12 protein-coding genes are annotated in these 18,363 nt (G+C 39.2%); 7 read left to right on the top strand and 5 right to left on the bottom strand.

Going from position 1 to position 18,363, the window contains the following annotated elements:
• Positions 1-70 precede the first annotated feature (70 nt).
• Positions 71-778: an SDR family NAD(P)-dependent oxidoreductase gene (locus IEX65_RS22930; RefSeq protein WP_188769753.1), complete on the bottom strand. Its 708-nt coding sequence runs from the start codon at positions 776-778 to the stop codon at positions 71-73.
• A gap of 220 nt (positions 779-998) precedes the next feature.
• Here IEX65_RS22930 and IEX65_RS22925 point away from each other — a divergent pair, with 220 nt between their 5' ends.
• The 3 genes from IEX65_RS22925 to IEX65_RS22915 all read left to right on the top strand — a co-directional run bounded on the left by IEX65_RS22925 (position 999) and on the right by IEX65_RS22915 (position 3,251).
• On the top strand, positions 999-1,730 hold the full coding sequence (locus IEX65_RS22925) for an MlaE family ABC transporter permease (protein ID WP_188769750.1): 732 nt from the start codon (positions 999-1,001) through the stop codon (positions 1,728-1,730).
• A gap of 83 nt (positions 1,731-1,813) precedes the next feature.
• Entirely contained in the window at positions 1,814-2,566 is a 753-nt protein-coding gene (locus IEX65_RS22920) for an ABC transporter ATP-binding protein (RefSeq protein WP_188769748.1), read from the top strand.
• Between the two features lie 25 nt (positions 2,567-2,591).
• The gene (locus IEX65_RS22915; RefSeq protein ID WP_188769746.1) at positions 2,592-3,251 is read left to right on the top strand and encodes a hypothetical protein; all 660 of its coding nucleotides are present in this window, start codon (positions 2,592-2,594) and stop codon (positions 3,249-3,251) included.
• A gap of 77 nt (positions 3,252-3,328) precedes the next feature.
• Here IEX65_RS22915 and IEX65_RS22910 read toward each other — a convergent pair whose 3' ends face one another.
• Both IEX65_RS22910 and IEX65_RS22905 read right to left on the bottom strand, forming a co-directional pair.
• A complete protein-coding gene (locus IEX65_RS22910) occupies positions 3,329-6,532 on the bottom strand; it encodes a serine hydrolase domain-containing protein (RefSeq protein WP_188769744.1) in 3,204 nt (1,067 codons plus the stop codon).
• 29 nt (positions 6,533-6,561) lie between these two features.
• The gene (locus tag IEX65_RS22905; RefSeq protein ID WP_188769742.1) at positions 6,562-7,662 is read right to left on the bottom strand and encodes a PDDEXK nuclease domain-containing protein; all 1,101 of its coding nucleotides are present in this window, start codon (positions 7,660-7,662) and stop codon (positions 6,562-6,564) included.
• A 154-nt stretch (positions 7,663-7,816) separates the two neighbouring features.
• Between IEX65_RS22905 and IEX65_RS22900 the strand changes: the two genes are divergently transcribed.
• Positions 7,817-9,145 carry a rhamnogalacturonidase gene (locus IEX65_RS22900; RefSeq protein ID WP_188769740.1) on the top strand — a complete coding sequence of 443 codons (1,329 nt, stop codon included), beginning with the start codon at positions 7,817-7,819 and terminating at the stop codon, positions 9,143-9,145.
• 424 nt (positions 9,146-9,569) lie between these two features.
• Positions 9,570-12,041 carry an endopeptidase La gene (gene lon / locus IEX65_RS22895; protein WP_374757862.1) on the top strand — a complete coding sequence of 824 codons (2,472 nt, stop codon included), beginning with the start codon at positions 9,570-9,572 and terminating at the stop codon, positions 12,039-12,041.
• Positions 12,042-12,143: 102 nt separating this feature from the next.
• On the opposite strand, the gene IEX65_RS22890 is transcribed toward lon, so the two are convergent.
• Positions 12,144-15,131 carry a M14 family zinc carboxypeptidase gene (locus IEX65_RS22890; RefSeq protein WP_188769736.1) on the bottom strand — a complete coding sequence of 996 codons (2,988 nt, stop codon included), beginning with the start codon at positions 15,129-15,131 and terminating at the stop codon, positions 12,144-12,146.
• 185 nt (positions 15,132-15,316) lie between these two features.
• On the bottom strand, positions 15,317-16,930 hold the full coding sequence (locus tag IEX65_RS22885) for an amidohydrolase family protein (RefSeq protein WP_188769734.1): 1,614 nt from the start codon (positions 16,928-16,930) through the stop codon (positions 15,317-15,319).
• A gap of 202 nt (positions 16,931-17,132) precedes the next feature.
• On the opposite strand from IEX65_RS22885, the gene IEX65_RS22880 reads away from it, so the two are divergent.
• Together IEX65_RS22880 and IEX65_RS22875 are read left to right on the top strand one after the other, a co-directional pair.
• Positions 17,133-17,927 carry a sulfite exporter TauE/SafE family protein gene (locus tag IEX65_RS22880; RefSeq protein ID WP_188769732.1) on the top strand — a complete coding sequence of 265 codons (795 nt, stop codon included), beginning with the start codon at positions 17,133-17,135 and terminating at the stop codon, positions 17,925-17,927.
• 57 nt (positions 17,928-17,984) lie between these two features.
• Positions 17,985-18,338: a DUF983 domain-containing protein gene (locus tag IEX65_RS22875; RefSeq protein WP_188769730.1), complete on the top strand. Its 354-nt coding sequence runs from the start codon at positions 17,985-17,987 to the stop codon at positions 18,336-18,338.
• Positions 18,339-18,363: the final 25 nt, after the last annotated feature.

The raw sequence follows: 18,363 nt of genomic DNA, 5'->3' as shown, positions 1-18,363 counted from the left end.
TTTTTTAAAAAAAATTAAGAATAAAAAAGAGTTATTTACTCCCTCCCCATCGGGGAGGGCTGGGGAGGGGCTATATATCGCCACCCTGCGGACGCAAAACAATATCTTCAATAACTGCATTTTTCGATAAACTATAAGCACTCCAGATGGTTTCGGCAATATCGGCAACGGTCATAAATCTTTCTTCTGGAATTCCTGCTCCTGCCCAACTATCAGTGTAAACAGCCCCAGGCATCACAGAGGTTACTTTTACGCCATAATCTTTCATTTCTTCACGCAAGACTTTACTGAAACCCAACAAAGCAAATTTTGAGATGCTGTATGAGCCACCATTCGGGTAGGCTTTTAGGCTCGCCACCGAACAAATATTGAATATATGTCCGTTGTGCTGCTCAATCATTGTCGGAATCAGCCCACGAGTGAGGTGATATGCACTATAAAGATTGGTTTCGATGAGTTGTTCTAAAACGCCATCGGCTTCTTCGTGTACGTTACCGGGAATAAATGTGCCAGCGTTATTAGTCAACATTCCGATTGGCTGAGCCAAAGATTTGATAAACTCAGCAAAAGCGATAGCTTGAGATTTGATAGCTAAATCAGCTTTTTGTACGTAGCATTTTACACCGTATTGTGCTTCGATAGCTTGTTTTGTTGCTGCTAAGTCGGCCTCATTTCGAGCCGAAATTACTATATCGAAATCGTTTTTAGCAAATTGTTCGGCAATTGCTCGCCCAATGCCACGTGTACCACCCGAAACTACTGCTAATTTTCTACTCATGTTGAATTTCTGGCTTTTAGGCAATTAGCTTTTAGCTATTGGCTTTTTTTGCCTGATGTTGATTTATTTTCTAAAAGATATGCTAACAATTTGCTAAATGCTAATAGCCAACAACTAAAAGCCTATCGCTGTATTCTACAATAAAAACCTCAAATATAGAACTATGAACCCTAAACAAATCGTTATCTTTGCAAATATCGTTAAAATTTAGCTAAAAACTATGTTATCAGTAATAGGAAGATATTTAATATTTCTGGGAAAACTCTTCACTCGACGAGAATCTCTGAAAGTATATTGGGAAAGGTTCATTGATGAGTGTATCGGAATTGGGGTGAGTTCGGTGTTTATTGTGGCCATCGTAGCTGTCTTTATTGGAGCGGTGGTTTGCGTGCAAACCCGTGCCAATTTGGTGAGTCCAGTTATCCCGATTTATGTGGTGAGTAATATTGTGCGAGATATGACTTTACTCGAATTATCTTCGACTTTTATGTGCGTAGTTTTGGCAGGAAAAGTAGGGTCGAATATTGCAGGCGAACTCGGAACAATGAAAATTACCGAGCAGATTGACGCCCTTGAAGTAATGGGAATTAATTCGGCATCTTATTTGGTTTTACCTAAATTATTGGCTGCGGTTTTCACGTTTCCTTTACTGGCTATTATTTCAGGATTTTTGGGAATTTTGGGTGGATATTTGGCAGGAACACTTTCGGGTATCATCACGCCAGAAGATTATATTTATGGTATCAGATATTCGTTTATTCCCTTTAATGTTTTTATCTCTATCATCAAAGCAGTAGTTTTTGGTTTTCTGATTTCCACAATTTCGGCTTTTCAAGGCTACAATACTCGTGGAGGTGCATTGGAAGTAGGGCAGGCCAGTACATCGGCCGTAACCAATAGTTGTATTGCGGTTCTAATTGCCGATTATCTTTTGGCAGAGCTTTTGACTTAATTTTGAATGATAGAATGAATGATTGAGTGAATGATAGAATGTTTAACATTTAATAATTGCTCCCCTTTAGGGGCTGGGGGTTTATGATTGAAATAAAAAATATATCAAAGTCTTTCAATGGTCGCCAAGTTTTGGATAATGTCAGTGGCGTTTTCAAGAAAGGCGAAACAAGCTTGGTTATCGGTGCGAGTGGTACAGGAAAAAGCGTATTATTGAAATGTATGCTTGATTTGGTTCGTCCCGAAGCTGGAACAACGCTTTATGATGGACGTGATTTTTATGTAGGCGACGAAGAAGATAAAAAAGATATTCGCCGAGAAATGGGCGTACTTTTTCAAGGTGGAGCATTGTTTGACTCTAAAACCGTACACGAAAATGTACAATTTCCGCTCGATATGCTCACAAAAATGGGTGAAGGTGAAAAGAAAGACCGAGTAGAATTTTGCCTACAACGAGTTGGTTTGGAAGGAACTGGCGGACGAATGCCATCGGAGATTTCGGGAGGAATGAAAAAGCGTGTTGGCATTGCCCGAGCGATTGTGATGAACCCAAAGTATTTGTTTTGTGATGAACCAAACTCTGGTCTCGACCCGCTGACTTCGATAAAAATTGATGAATTGATTAAAGAAATTACGGATGAGTTTGATATTACGACCGTGGTCATTACCCACGATATGAACTCCGTACTTTCGATTGGCGATAAAATTATGTTTTTGCACAAAGGCAAAAAGCTTTGGGAAGGAAACAGCCAAACCATTATGGGCGATACCGTTCCTGAGTTAGAAGAATTTGTATTTTGTAATAAAGCCCTTAGTTTGATGCGGGCGGGGAAGTAGGATTTAGACTTAAAAATAAATAGTTATGGAAGAGTTTAAAAAAATAAAATCTTTCAATGATGAAGCACAATTTAATGATTTGCTTGAAATCTTGAAAAGAAATGATATACCTTTTCAAACGGAGGCTTATAGAGAAAGAATGGACTCTGTAAGTTTGATAAGTTTACCCCCCGAATTTATTGTAAAAGTTACCTCAGATAAATTTGCACGAGTTTTTGAGATTTTAGACGAAGTAGCATCAAAAGAAGTGTTTGAGGTTGATAAATCACATTACTTATTTACGTTTTCCGATGAAGAACTTTATGATTTATTGGCTAAACCAGATGAATGGTCTGCTTTTGATTATCAATTAGCACAGAAGATTTTAGGTGAGCGAGGAAAACAAGTTGATAAAGAATTTTTAAAGTCTTTGAAGAAAGCAAGAATAGAAGCATTAGCTAAACCAGAACCTAAACAAGGTAATAACATTCGGATTGGTTATGCTTTCGCCTTGTTGGGTGGATTAATAGGAATTGCAATTGGGTGGAATATGATGACTTCAAAGAAAATATTACCCAATGGAGAACAAATATATAGCTATCAAGAAGTAGATAGGAAGCATGGTAAACGAATAGTAATACTGGGAAGTATTATGTTTGTAGTAGCAGTTATACTCCGAATAATGTCCCAGATTGTGGATAGATAATAGCAAAAAGGCTTAGAATTGAGTTTCTAAGCCTTTTTGGGTCTAAATTGTTCGCTTGACAAGTCGGGAGACTTGTGTTACTTCTTTACCATTTTATAAATCTGCTCGCCAACTTCGGTTCTGATATTGAGCGTGCTAATTTTCACATTATCACGGGTTGGATAAACTCGGTTCGATAAGAAAGTATAAACAAAATTATACTTCGGCTCAACCCAAACGAATGTACCCGTAAAACCCGAATGACCAAAACTCTCGGGCGACGCTGATGTTGGGCCATTTCCTACTTTCGGATTAAAATCTAACTTGTCGAAAGCAATTGCACGGCGATTTTTTAATTCTGGAAACTGGTATTTCGTACACTCAGCAAGCACTTCTGGTTTGATAAATTGTGTACCGCCATAATAGCCTTTCTGCAAATACATTTGCATTAATTTCGTGAGGTCATTAACATTTCCGAAAAGTCCAGCATGTCCCGATACACCGTTTAACATTCCAGCACCTTCATCATGTACGTACCCGTGAATAAGGGTTTTTCTGAATAAGGTGTCTTTTTCTGTTGGTACAATTTTATCTTTTGAGTAGAAACGTAATGGGTTATAAGTCAGAGAGTTAGCTCCAATTTGTTTATACGTTTTCTTTAAGTAATCTTCCCAAGGTATGCCCGTCAGTGATGCCATGAAAGTTGGATAAGTGTAGTAATGCAAATCACTGTAAACATAACCTTGTTCGGGCTTCAAAGGAGAGTTTTCGATGGCATCGAAAATAACTTTTTGGTAGTCTTTGTGTAGCCAAAGAGAATCAGATATTTGTACTGAAAAATCAGCCGACTGCTTAGTAGAAAGCGTATTTGACTTCCAAACCATTGTTTTTGGAGAAAGACAGTCTTTCCAAAGATTTTTGTCGGTCTTGATGGCTTTTGCAAGCAGAAGGTTGTACTTCTTCTTGCTCATAAATAGCTTTTTCTTGTACTGAGAAGCGTACTTCTCTTTGAAAGCTACACTGTTTTTAACGGTTTTTACAGAGTCGATGCAGTCAGTCCAAAAAGCAATCCAAGCTTTTAGGCCAGCTTTGTGTGTAAGCATATCACGGAAACGCAAGTTGGCTTTATTTCCATCGGCATATTTTGGATAATAGTCTTTAAATGTTTTGTCTAAATCAAATTTTCCTTCGCTCATTAATTGCATAACCGCCAATGCCGAAGTGCTTACTTTCGTAACTGATGCAAGGTCATAAAGGTCAGTTAAATTAACAATTCCTTTTGTAGTTGATTTTGATGAGTTGATAGCTGCATTTGCATTTGCCTTTTTCACGGCTTCGTCCATTACATCATTTTTATTATCAGCTTTAAATTTAGCATCGGCATTTGCTAAAACTGCTCCATTGGCTGCCTCGAAAGTATGAAACCCAAATGCTTTCTGATAAATTACTCGACCATCTTTAGCAACTTGCATGGTTGCCCCAGGGTAGGCTTTTTCACGAAGTCCGAGGTTGATTACCGAGTCGATTCTTCTGTTAAACTCTACACCATCAAGTCCGACCATTTCTGGAATTCCATAAGCCAAACGCCCCATTGATTTTGTACTTTCCCCCATGCCATATTTGTAAGTATTATTGATAGAAACTGGCAGTTTACCCAAAATCGGAATTGCTCCAAAAATTGCTTGGGCGGCAGCTTCTTCCATATAGTTGGTTAGCTGATATGCCATTACGATGGCTTTCGATTTTTCTAAATCTTCAAATTTATCAAGAGAATAAGGATTACCGAAGATAGTCGTAATTGCCTTGCCAGTATTTACAAGTGCTTTTAAAGCTTTTTTATTAGCATCAGTGATACCATATTTGGCAGCTGGACGAATGTTATTGAGGTGTAAGTTTACCAAAATCACATCGTAGTTTTGGGTTTGTGCTAAAACCTTGTTGATGCTCGAATCAGGAGCATTTGGCGGAAGCAAAAAATGGTCGATAGTTGTGTAATTATCGGTCATTTTCTGAAAAGCCGTCGGCTGTACGGCATCAATTGAAACACTGGCGATGCGTTTGGTTAAATCCTTGATAGGTAGTATTTTATCATCATTTTTTACTAATGTAATTGTAGCTTCGGCTAACTGGCGATTCAATAAATCTGATTTTGTAGTGTTCAAATCCGCAATCAAATTTTTGATGTCGGTTGGGCGATATTTATCCAATCCAACCCATGATTTTGCCATCAAGATTTTACGTACACGAAAATCAATTTCTTCCATCGAAATTTCTTTGTTGGCAATGGCCGTTTTGATGGCCAAAATCGCACCTTCGGCGTCTTCAAATGTTTCAAGAATATCATTTCCTGCCAAAACCGCTCTTACGTTGGCTTCGCCTTTCGAGAAATACTTGATTGCACCCTGCATATCCATCGCATCGGTGAAAGTCAAACCCTTGAAATTGAGGTCTTTACGTAAAATATCAGTAACGATTCTTTTAGAAAAAGTTGCCGCCAGATTTTTACTTGTATCTAATACAGGAACACTCAAATGTGAAGTCATGATTCCACTTAAACCATTGTCTATCAGTTTTTTATATGGATAAAACTCAACAGCATCTAAACGTTTGCGGTCGTGCGGAATCAAGGGCAAATCGAAGTGTGAATCAACGCCCGTATCGCCATGGCCTGGAAAGTGTTTGGCTGAAGTAAGTAAATGTTCACTATTCATACCTTGCATATAGGCGAGAGCTTTGTTGGCAACATCTTCTTGGTTTTCGCCAAACGAACGAAAATTGATAACAGGGTTATTAGGATTTATATTGACATCAACCACGGGGGCATAATTGATATGCACACCAATTCGGCGGCATTGTTTGGCTACTTCAACGCCCATATCAAAAAGTAACTTTTCGTTGCCTTGCATTGCTCCGAGTGTCATTTGGTACGGAAAACGCACCGTGCTGTCGAGTCGCATGGCCAAACCCCATTCCAAGTCCATGCCTATTAGAAGCGGAACTTTTGATAAAGCCTGTAACTCATTCACGATGCGAGCTTGCACAGTTGGCGGAGCGGCAAACATCACAATTCCACCGATTCGGTTATCTTTTACCCAACGTTTGAGTTTTTCTACATCGTGTGGTCGGCCAGAAGTATTACCACGGGGCATGAGTAATTGCCCAATTTTCTCGTCCAGCGTTAGTGTTGTAAATACTGAATCTACCCAACGTTTATTGTAGTTTGTCAGAAAATCAGGTTCTTTTTGTGCAAAACTTGATAAAGTGTTGATAAGTAAGAGGAATAGGAAAAAAAGTTTTTTCATTGGTTATGGGTTTGTTGATTGGTATTTTATTAATCCATTAATTTTCTAAGTGTATCGGCATTTGGTAGTGCATTCTTATATTGCTCGGGTACTTCATTGGCAGTTTTATAAGTAGCAACACCCATTGCTTTACTAAAATCACGGAAGGAAAATTCGACTATTTTATTATTTTTTTCTTTGCAAAGTATAATTCCGATAGAGGGGTTTTCGTGAGGTTGTTTGATGTATTCATCTAATGCTGACAAATAAAAATTCATTTTTCCCATATATTCGGGTTTGAATTTTCCTTTTTTTAGTTCGAAAGCGACCAAACATTGTAATTTGCGATTGAAAAAAAGGAGGTCGACGAAGTATTCGTCTTCTTCAATAAGCAGCCTAAACTGATTTCCTAAAAAGGCAAAATCAGCTCCGAGCGAAAGCAAAAACTTTTTGATATTTCTTACTATTCCATTTTCGATTAGCTTTTCATCTTCTTCGTCTGGGTCTTCGATGTTAATAAAATCAAGTAAATATTCATCTTTGAATGACTGAAGTGCTTTGGCTCTGAGGTCATTGTTTGTAATGATTTGAGAGAAATTATTTGGAAGATTTCCTTCTTTTTGAAAAAGATTAGCTTTAAGGTGGTGTTTGAGTGTTTCTACTGACCAAAAGTTTTGTGAGGTTTTATAGATGTAAAAGATTCGTTCTTCAATACTCTGTGTTTTTGAGAGAATAGCAATATGATGAGTAAAGCTTACTTGCAAGAAAGTTTCTTGAAACTGTTTATCTAACGACTTGTTAATTTGGTCAGTTACCGACTGACTAATTATAAGTGATTGATTGTCAGTATTTTGTGTGGTATTTACTCCAAAGTAATTTAGCCAAGAATCGTAAAAAGTTCGCATATATTTTAGATTAGTTGCCGAAAATCCTTTTAAGCCTGGTAATTCATTCTGCAAATCTTCCGATAAGCGTTCTAAAACCTTTGCACCCCATTTTTCCTGCTTAATTTTCTCAGAAATAAGTTGTCCAACACTAAAATATAAGCCTAATAACTCTTGATTAACAAGTACAGCCGCCCTATACCGACTACTAAGTATAGCATTTTTAAGTGTTTTAAGCGTTTCTGTATAGTCTGATAATACTGACATTTATTCTTTAGACATCATAAGTTGTAAAAACCATTACTCAAAGTAAATAAAAAATCATCAAAAAACCTGCGTTTTATCGCACTCCCGAGAGTACAGGATTCTAAAAGTCGAGAATTATTTTATATTTACCCCGATAATAGACCTAACAATCATAATGAGAAAAATCCTTATACTTTTCATCAGTACGTTCGTTTTAGTCGGGTATTCTTTTGCTCAGAAAAAAGCCAACAATATTTTCCCAGATGGTAGCATAATTTCGAAATGGTTTTCTGATTCGACCAAAATTCCGCTTAGTAAACTCGGCAAACAGTATGTTATAACCAATTTCGGTGCAAAAAACGATAGCACTTTACTACAAACAGCCGCCATTCAAAAAACGATTGACGAAGCCGCCAAAAATGGGGGAGGAGTGGTGATAATTCCGAAAGGAACGTTTCTGAGTGGAGCATTATTTTTCAAACCTAAAACACATCTTTATGTGTCGGAAGGTGCAGTTTTGAAAGGCTCTGATAATATTACCGATTACCCAAAAATGCCCTCACGCATGGAAGGGCAAAACCTTGATTATTTTGTGGCTTTGGTGAATGCTTACCGAGTTGATGGCTTCACGATTTCTGGAAAAGGCAAAATTGATGGCAATGGTTTGCGTTATTGGGAAGCCTTTTGGCAACGACGAAAAGAAAATCCGAATTGTACGAATCTTGAAGTTTCACGCCCACGATTGGTGTTTATTTGGCAGTCGAATAATGTGCAGATTCAAGACGTAAAATTGCACAATGCAGGTTTTTGGACGAGTCATTATTACCAATGTAATTTCGTGAAAATTTTGAATGTCAATTTTCTTTCGCCTTATCAACCCGTAAAAGCACCGAGTACTGATGCCATCGACCTTGATATTTGCTCGAATGTACTCATCAAAGGTTGTTATATGTCGGTCAACGATGATGCCATTGCCCTAAAAGGTGGCAAAGGCCCGTGGGCAGACATGATTCCGAGTAATGGCGAAAACACCAATATTGTCATCGAAAATTGCGAATTTGGTTTTTGTCATTCTGCCTTAACTTGTGGTAGTGAGGCAATTCACAACAAAAATATAGTGATGCGAAATTGCTACGTCAATGAAGCAACGAGAGTTTTATGGCTAAAAATGCGACCAGATACTCCTCAACTTTACGAATACATTACGGTAGAAAATATCAAAGGTCAAGCCAATAGCCTGATTTATGTAAAACCGTGGACACAGTTTTTTGATTTACAAGGTCGAAAAGATATTCCGCTTTCGTATTCCGATAATATTACTTTAAAAAACATCGACCTTAAATGCAATGTTTTTTATGACGTAGCCATTACCGAAAACGACCGATTATCTAATTTTAAATTTGAAAACCTTACCATTGAAGCTAAAAAAACAGCGATTGATAAAAGCATCGTAAAAGGCTTTACTTTGAAAAATGTGAAGGTGAATAATGTTTTGGTTCAGTAATATCGTTTATTTTAGCTTTGATAACAATTGGCAAAGTTGTCAAAGCTAAATCTTCAAAAGTTTTCTTCTACTTTCTGTCTTAATTTCTCCTCCCGATAACACTTTCCTGCCAAACTGCCATGCAAAAGGGCCTTGGCATGAGTATTGAACTATTAAATTTCCCCATAAATGTTTTAATTGTCAGAAAGGTTTAGTATTTTCACTCTGACAATCTGGCAGATAATTGAAGCCTTCTATTAAAGCCTTGATTATCAGGATTTATAAAAAAACTACGAAATAAGGTTGTAAACGAAACGAACCCGTTATTAAAATTAGATGATAAAGACTCCACTGCTCAAACCAGCGAATTCGATAGAGTCAGTTTCAAATCGACGGTCTATAAATATAGTGGTGAATGAATAGAGAACTTATCTCAAAGCTCGTAATGGCAAGACAAGACGTCGAAAACGTCGAAATGATTGAAATTGCTTCGCCTGAAGAAGTAATGGAGAATGAAGATAATCTGCCGGCTGATTTGCCCCTTTTATCTTTAAGAAATACCGTATTGTTTCCTGGTATCGTAATACCCGTAACGGTAACTCGCCAGAAATTTATCAAAATGGTGAAGAAAGCCTATCGCACCGACCGTACGGTTGGGGTGGTAGCACAGGTTCGCCACACACAAAACGAACCTATGCCCGACGATTTATTTAAGGTCGGAACGATTGCTCATATCCTAAAAATGATTGTGCTTCCTGATGGTAACGTAACCGTTATTATTCAAGGTCGTCGTCGTTTTGAGGTGCAGGAATATACCCAAACCGACCCACATTTGATGGCGAGAGTAACGTATATTCCAGAGAACTTCCCGAATGTACGCAAGAAAGAAACAAAGGCGTTGATTCAGAGTTTGAAAGAGGCTTCTTATAAAATTTTGAACCTCAATCCAGATATTCCACGTGATGCCCAAATGGCTATCAGTAATATTGATAGTCCAAGTTTCCTTACGCATTTTCTTTCTTCAAACCTCAATATCGAAATTAGCGAAAAGCAATTGCTTCTCGAAACTTTCGATGGTGGCGAGCAAGCCCACAAGCTACTCGAACACATGATGAAAGAGATTCAAGTGTTGGAAATCAAGCGAGATATTCAGAGCAAAGCCAGTATTGATATTGACCAACAACAAAAAGAGTATTATTTGCGTCAACAAATCAAGGTTTTGCAGGAAGAATTGGGCATGGAATCGCCTGACCAAGAAGTAGAAAAACTTCGTGCAAAAGGCTCAAAAAAGAAATGGACAAAAGAAGCGAATGACCATTTCAATAAAGAATTGAATAAAATTCTACGCATGAATTCGATGTCGCCCGAATATGGTGTTTCGTTGAATTATGCCGAAACAATGGTCGAATTGCCGTGGGGCGAATTTACGAAAGATAATTTTGACCTCAAGCGTGCCAAGAAAATCTTAGATTCTGACCACTCAGGCCTCGAAAAAGTAAAAGAGCGTATCATAGAATATTTGGCGGTTTTGAAGCTCAGAAATGATATGAAAGCCCCGATTTTGTGTTTGTATGGCCCTCCGGGAGTTGGTAAGACTTCTTTGGGGAAATCAATAGCAAAAGCTTTGGGTAGAAACTACGTCAGAATGGCACTCGGAGGCTTGCACGACGAAGCCGAGATTCGTGGACACCGCAAAACGTATATCGGTGCAATGCCGGGTAAGTTGATTACGAATTTGCAAAAAGCTAAATCATCGAATCCTGTTTTTGTACTTGATGAGATTGATAAAGTAAACCGTGACCAACGAGGCGACCCTTCGTCGGCATTGCTCGAAGTGCTTGACCCTGAGCAAAATAACGCTTTCAAAGATAATTATTTGGAAGTAGATTACGACCTCTCGAAAGTGCTTTTTATAGCAACAGCTAACTCGCTTGATACAGTTCAAGGGCCATTGAGAGATAGAATGGAAATTATCGAGATTTCGGGATACACAGTTGAGGAAAAGATAGAAATTGCTCGTAAACATCTTGTACCGAAGCAATTGGAGCAACACGGAATCAAACCAAAAGATTTAAAGGTTGATGATAAAGCTATTCAGAAAGTAATCGAAGGTTATACACGTGAGTCGGGCGTGCGACGTTTGGAGCAGCAGATTGGTTCTTTGGTCAGAAAAATCGCTAAGTCTATAGCAATGGGTGAAGAATATCCTAAAACTGTGAAAGCCGAACACGTAGAAAAAATGCTCGGAGGAATAATTTTCGATAAAGATTTGTACGAAGGAAACGATGTACCAGGGGTAGTAACTGGCTTGGCGTGGACTTCGGTTGGTGGCGATATTCTTTTCATCGAATCAAGTCTGAGTCGTGGACGTGGACAACTCACACTTTCGGGGCAACTGGGCGATGTAATGAAAGAATCAGCCATGACGGCTCTTTCTTACTTAAAATCTCACGCTGATGGTTTAGGAATTGATTATCGAATTTTCCAACATTACGACCTTCACGTACACGTTCCGCAAGGAGCAGTGCCAAAAGATGGCCCTTCTGCGGGTATCACGATGCTTACTTCTATGGCCTCGATGTTTACCCAACGCAAAATTAAGCCAAACACGGCCATGACAGGTGAAATTACACTACGTGGAAAAGTTTTGCCAGTTGGTGGAATCAAAGAGAAAATCTTGGCAGCTAAACGTGCGGGCATAAAAGACATCATTATGTGTTACAAAAACCGTAAAGATGTTGAAGAAGTAGGTGAAGCATACACCACAGGATTAACTTTCCACTATGTAGATTATGTGGAGGAAGTACTTGAAATTGCTCTTTTGCAAGAAAAAGTTGTCAATCCATTGAATTTTATTCTTCCAGAAGAAAAGAAAGAAACGCCAGTAAGTGCTCCTTTGGGTGTAGTGGTGGTTTAAGTAGTCCATCCGCCTCCGCTCCTAAAGGGGAACTGTAAAATAAGATAAAAAAACAAGGAAGCCTTCGCTCTGAGCGAAGGCTTCCTTGTTTTAGGCGAACCCTTAGTTTTTATTGACCCGAAGTACCTTCTTCTTATTCCCACGACGCATATCAATCAGATAATTGCCCGCTGGAAGATTCGCAGGATTCAGAATTACTTCTCTTTCAGATTCGGTTAAAGTTTGTTGATGAAGTTCACGGCCATTCATATCCAATAATCTAAGATTCATTCCTGTTGTTTTTGATTTTTTCAAATCAATAATCAACTCATTAGTAAACGGATTTGGATAAGCCGTTGCGTTTATTTCTTCTGTTAATTCTTCGCTGAATTTTACTTCTCCTGTTGCTTCGTTGGTGGCACGTGCTTGGGCTACAACAGGCGTATTACACGAAGCACTTTGTGCATTACCTGTTCCAGTAGGTGTGAAAGTCGCAGAATTGCTCATGATGATTTTATCAATTCGAGTTCCGTCTTCACGCATCCAAACATTAAGTGTATGATAGCCAGTTGTCGGAATATTTACTGAAATTCTAACCGAATTTATCGAGCCAACCCATGTCCAACTTGTGCTACCATTGTTATAATTTCCAGTAGTCGTCATTGTGTTTGTACGACCAACTCCATCTACGCCTACATGGAAAGAGTCATCGTTGGTTGTTTGTGTTCCTGCGGCCATTCTTACCCAAATATAATAAGTGCCTGAGGTGTTGAAATAAATCGGGTAATCCATACGTGGGCCATTGAGGGCAGTTCCAGTGCTTACTCCCGTGCCCGAGGTTGTCATGCAAATTCCACCTGAGGCGGTGCTTACGCTCAAAGTTGTCCAAGTTCGGCTGGCGGCTGAACCTGTGCCAGTTACTTTTGTATTGAAGTTCTCTGCTTCTACAGAAACTAAACCACCTGTTTCGTTGAAGCATTTGGCAGGCGTACAAGTAGCTGATGGAGCAGTCGCTCCAGGGCAATACGTAGAGAAATTAGCCGATGGTGAATATACTCCAGTAGAAGTGCTGCAAGTGGCTCTTACTTGAAATTCGTGTGCGGCAAAAGCTCCTAAACCAGTGATAGCCAAACTACCCGTTGTAGCCGTTGCACTTGTCCAAGTTGTGCTACCCACGGGGCGATACTGAATATCATAAGAAGTAGCCGAAGAAACAGCTCCCCAAGCAAGCGTTGCTCCTGTACTACTCAAAGCACTTGTTGTGAGTGAAGTCGGCGTACCGCATTGAGTTTTGAAACTGCCTGTCGCACTAAACCCACCACATGACGAACGTACTCGCCAATTATAATCTGTAAAACCTGCTAAACCTGAAACATTGAGTGTTGTACCCGTCACAGGAATTTCAGCACCCCAAGTTGTGGCCGACGTAGTTTTGTACGAAACAAAGTAGTTATTTACGTTACTAATTCCAGTCCATGCTAAGGTAGCGGAAGTAGAACTGATATTACTACTTATTAGATTAGTAGGTACTCCACAATCATAAATCAAAGAAACGGTGTCAGTTTGTGCCGAAAGCCCATTATCAACAGTTAGTAAAAATTTCAAAGTTGAACCCAAAGCTGTGCTTGAGTCTATTGTAAAACCAATACCATCGGCTTGGGTTTGTAGCATCGTTAGATTTGAGTAAGTTTTAGGCGAACCAACCGAAGTAATTTGTGGCGAAACTGGTGCCAACGAAACTGTATAGGTAGCGGGTTTTACACTAAAATTCTGAAATTGATAGCCAACCGAAGCTGTCAGAGAACTGAATGACGTAGTGCTTGGAGTAGCTTTTGCATAGTAGGTCGAAACTCTCAAAAGTTTTTTATTCATTTCGATAGTTGCATTACACAAAGGCAAAATACGTGATGATGCTGGCCAAAAACCATCAGTTGAAGTGCCAATTTCTGGCGTAAAACCATATATTTTCCCTTTAGTTGTTTGTTCGTGGTAAAGCCAGTCGCCCGCTCCACCATTGGATAAATAAGCAAGGGTTTCCCAAACATTACCATATTTAAAACCATTCTCTGCCGTAAAATATGCCCCCATTTGCTGGAAAAGTGCTTTTTCGGGGTTTGTATTGGTTTTCTCCCATTCGTTGGGGTGAATACAATAATTACCATAAGAGTGAAAACTAAAAGTAGAAACGATGCTTCGTTGGTTATAGAAATTTCTCATATTAGTAGTTTCTATTTCCGAAAAACCAGCCGTACCTCTGTAAGTCTCCGAACTTGTAGTACCCGAAGAACCAACGTTATCTAAGCCCCATTTATAGCCATAATTACGATTCAAATCGACACCGTAAGTTCCGTTTCCGTTATTTTTTCTATTCTTTCTCCACATTCCACCACCGTTAGGATTAGTAGTATAATTATAAACGTATCCGTCAGGGTTTACGCACGGGATGATGTAAATCTCCGAACTGTTCAGAAGTGTTTTGATTTCTTTGTCGGTATTATAATTTTCAAGCAAATGCCACATCAAGAAAATCAACTGACTCAAACTCATAGGTTCACGGGCGTGGTGAACGGCGTTTAAGCATATTTCTGGCTCGTTTTCGTCTTGGTCTGGGTTATCGCTTATTTTGACCATGTACATCGGTCGGCCTTCAACCGAATTTCCAATGCTACTTTTGACCGAAATCAAATTTGGGTACAAAGCTCGCATTTGGTCGAGGATGTTGGTCATTTCTTGCAATGTGTAGAAACCCGCATACGAACCCAAAGTGAAATTGCTCGGAGTAGCCACATCGACTTTGGCTTTGGCGTTTTTTCGGTCAATTTCAGCATTGATTTTCTGATAACTTTTCTCTAAATCTTTTATCAGATACTTAAACTCAATTTTGTTTTTGCGGAATAGTGCAATGTCATGGTCGGAAACCTCGGCCGTAAAGTGAAGTTTATCCTCATAACCATAGTGGTCGATTTCGAGACCATTGTTGAGTAGATATTCGAGTTTAGCAGGCTCTAATTCAGCCTCGATGCGGTGGTACTTTAGTCTTTGGGCGTTAGTGTCGAAATAGCATAGGGTTAACAGCCCCAAAATGACTTTTAGGAGTAGAGTTTTTTTCATTTTCAGCAACAGAATAGTTATAAATAGTATTAGATTCGATTGTGAATTTATATGAAAAAAATTACAAAATCCTAATTATAGCTTAAATCTTATCGGAAGGTAGTAGTTTGTTCAGAAAAAAGGAAGGCTTCGATTTGAGCGAGTGTCGCCCAGCGAAGCCTTCCTTGATTTACTTTGAAAATGTATTAATTCTTCTCAGCACCCTGCACTTTAGAAGCCCCTTTTTGCGGAATACCTGGTTGAGTAATCTCAAAGTTCTCTTTCGTTTTAGCATCTGCTACCATCTTACGCACATCGGCCAAAAGTTTCTTTGCATCATAAATTACACCATCTTTTACTGTGTATTTTACGCCTCCAACTCTCGTAACTTCGTTTTTATCATTTACTTTGATAGCTCCAGTACCATATAAGGTTTTAAGGTTTGCTAAAGGATTCTCTTCAGTAATTACAAAATCAGCCAATTTTCCAACTTCAACGGAACCAATTTGGTCGGCCATTCCGAGTGCCTCTGCACCTTTGATGGTAGCCGCACGAATCACTTCAAGTGGGTGGAAACCCGCTTCACGTAATAATTCAAGTTCACGAATGTATGCAAAACCGTAAAGCTGATAGATAAAACCAGAGTCCGAACCAGTTGTCACACGGCCCCCTTTGTTTTTATATTCGTTCACGAAACGCATCCAAATGCGATAGTTTTCTTTCCAAGCTACTTCTTGCTCTGTTCCCCAATTTAACCAATATGAACCGTGCGAAATACGACTTGGACCATAAAAACGCCAAACGGCTGGAAGCGTATATTCGTCGTGCCACTCGGCTCTGCGTGCAAGCATCAATTCACGATTGGCTTCGTAGATATTGAAGGTTGGGTCGAGTGTAAAATCAAGCTTTAGGAGTTCGTCCATTACTTGATTCCATTTGGCTGAACCTGGTTCGGCAGATTGCTTCCAAAGTTTTCCTGCTTCTTCAAAACGATTTTGTTCGTTGTTGTAATTATAGTCGGCAGGGTAATTCTGCAAAGTACGTTCATCAAAAAGTGCTTCTGGTAGGCCGTACCAGTGTTCCATTGATGTTAAACCTGCTTTTGCGGTAGCCAGTACATTCATTCGAGCCACTTCCAACTGAGCATGGTGACAAGCCGAACGAAGTCCGATTTTTTTGTTTTCTTCGAGAGCTGCTCTGAAAACCGCAGGTTCCGCCCCAAAAAACTTGATACCGTCTGCTCCTTTGGCGGCATTGTCTCGCACCCATTGGCGAGCCTCTTCGGGTGTCGTGATAGGTTTGTCGCTTCCCATACCAAAGGCAGTGTAAGCTTTGATACGTGGAGCCGTAATCTCGTTTTTCTCACTTCTACGTTTTTGGTCGAGCGTCCATTCTAAACCATTTCCCGCTGAGGGGTCACGAATGGTCGTGATTCCGTGACCGAGCCAAAGTTTGAAAACGTATTCGGCTGGCGTTCCTTGTTGCTTTCCACCAATGTGGCCGTGCATATCCACAAACCCCGGCATGAGGTACATTCCCGTACAATCAAGCTCTTTATCGCCTTCGTTGAGTTTTGGGCGACTTTTCGGCTCAATCGGCACCCCAGGGTAGCCCACTTGCTTGATTTGTGCAATTCTGTTTTTTTCGATAACAATATCTACTGGCCCAACTGGCGGAGCCCCAGTACTGTTGATGAGGGTCACGCCCCTGATAATGGTACGATTGGCATATTCGCCCTCAGCACGATTAGGTGCTTTCTCGATTTGAGCAAGTACAATAGATGAACTTAAGCTTAGGAGAAGTGTAATTTTTTTAAACATAGTATCTGATGGATAGGTTTTTAGCAAATTTAATCATCATTTATCAGATTCATAATTTTTGATTATTTTTTTCGAGAATCATTTCAAAAACTTACTTTTTCTATCAAGTAAGTATATTAGAAAAATACAATAAAATTTACGTATTGGGATTTAATTTCTATAAATTGCAATATTCTACACAGAATAAAATTGATTAAAATCTATGGAAATTATAGGGTTTATATTGGCTTTTATTATTGGCATAACGCTGGGCTTGGTAGGGGCGGGTGGTTCGATACTGACAATTACGGTTTTGGTGTATATTCTTGGTGTTTCACCCACAATGGCCACTACCTATTCGCTTTTTATTGTTGGAGTTACGTCTTTGGTTGGTTCGATTGATTATTTTCGGAAAGACTTGGTTGATTTACAAAAAGGCCTTTTCTTTTCGTTTCCTGCCTTTATTATGGTGTTTTTGATGCGAAAATTCGTGATGCCGCACATTCCAGAAGTGGTTTATCAATCAGCGGATTTTACGGTGTCAAAGAATCTGATGGTGATGCTCATTTTTGCAGTATTAATGATTGGAGCATCGTATTCGATGATTAGGAGTAACAAAAAGCCAAGCGAGCAAATTGGGCATAAGGTCAGCTACTGGATGATTTTTCTGGAAGGAATTTTGGTTGGAATTCTGACGGGCTTTGTGGGAGCAGGCGGGGGTTTTATGATTATTCCGGCAATGGTGGTTTTTGCAAAATTACCCATGAAAAAGGCCGTCGGGACATCGCTTCTCATTATTACAATTAATTCGGCATTTGGAGCAATCGGTGATTTTTCGGCAGGAATAGCTCTCGACTGGTATTTTTTGACGAAATTTGCAATACTGACCATCGCAGGGATTCTGATGGGTAGTTATTTATCAAAAAAGATAGATGGCGACCAACTAAAACCTGCTTTTGGGTGGTTTGTGTTGATAGTTGGGTGCTGGGTAATCATTAAAGAATTGCTTTTGCATTAATCTTCTTATCAAAATATATTTTTTACCTACTTTAAAGCCTCTTTTTGAGCCAAATAAATGAATAGTTTAGAAGCAGCCGTTAAAATGAAATGTCCAAATTGCCACGAAGGTGATATGTTTGTATCTAAAAATCCTTACGAGTTTGGAAAAATGACCGTTATGTATGAGCATTGCCCGAAATGTGGAATTAGGTATGAAAAAGAAATGGGCTTTTTCTACGGAGCGATGTATGTGAGTTATGCGTTTAATATCGCTTTTTTTGTGATAGCTTTGGTAGCGTATTATCTATATTTTGAAACACGTGTCGATTGGAAAATCTTTATCGGTGGATACCTACTATTTACGGTTTTGGTAGCTCCACTTATGTATCGACTATCTCGCTCGATTTGGTTGCAGATTTTTTATAAATAGTCCATTGTACTGCAATTAGTTTATA

The sequence above is a fragment of the Emticicia aquatilis genome (assembly GCF_014644295.1).
Lineage (GTDB): Bacteria > Bacteroidota > Bacteroidia > Cytophagales > Spirosomataceae > Emticicia > Emticicia aquatilis.
This window is presented reverse-complemented; position numbering and strand designations above follow the sequence as displayed.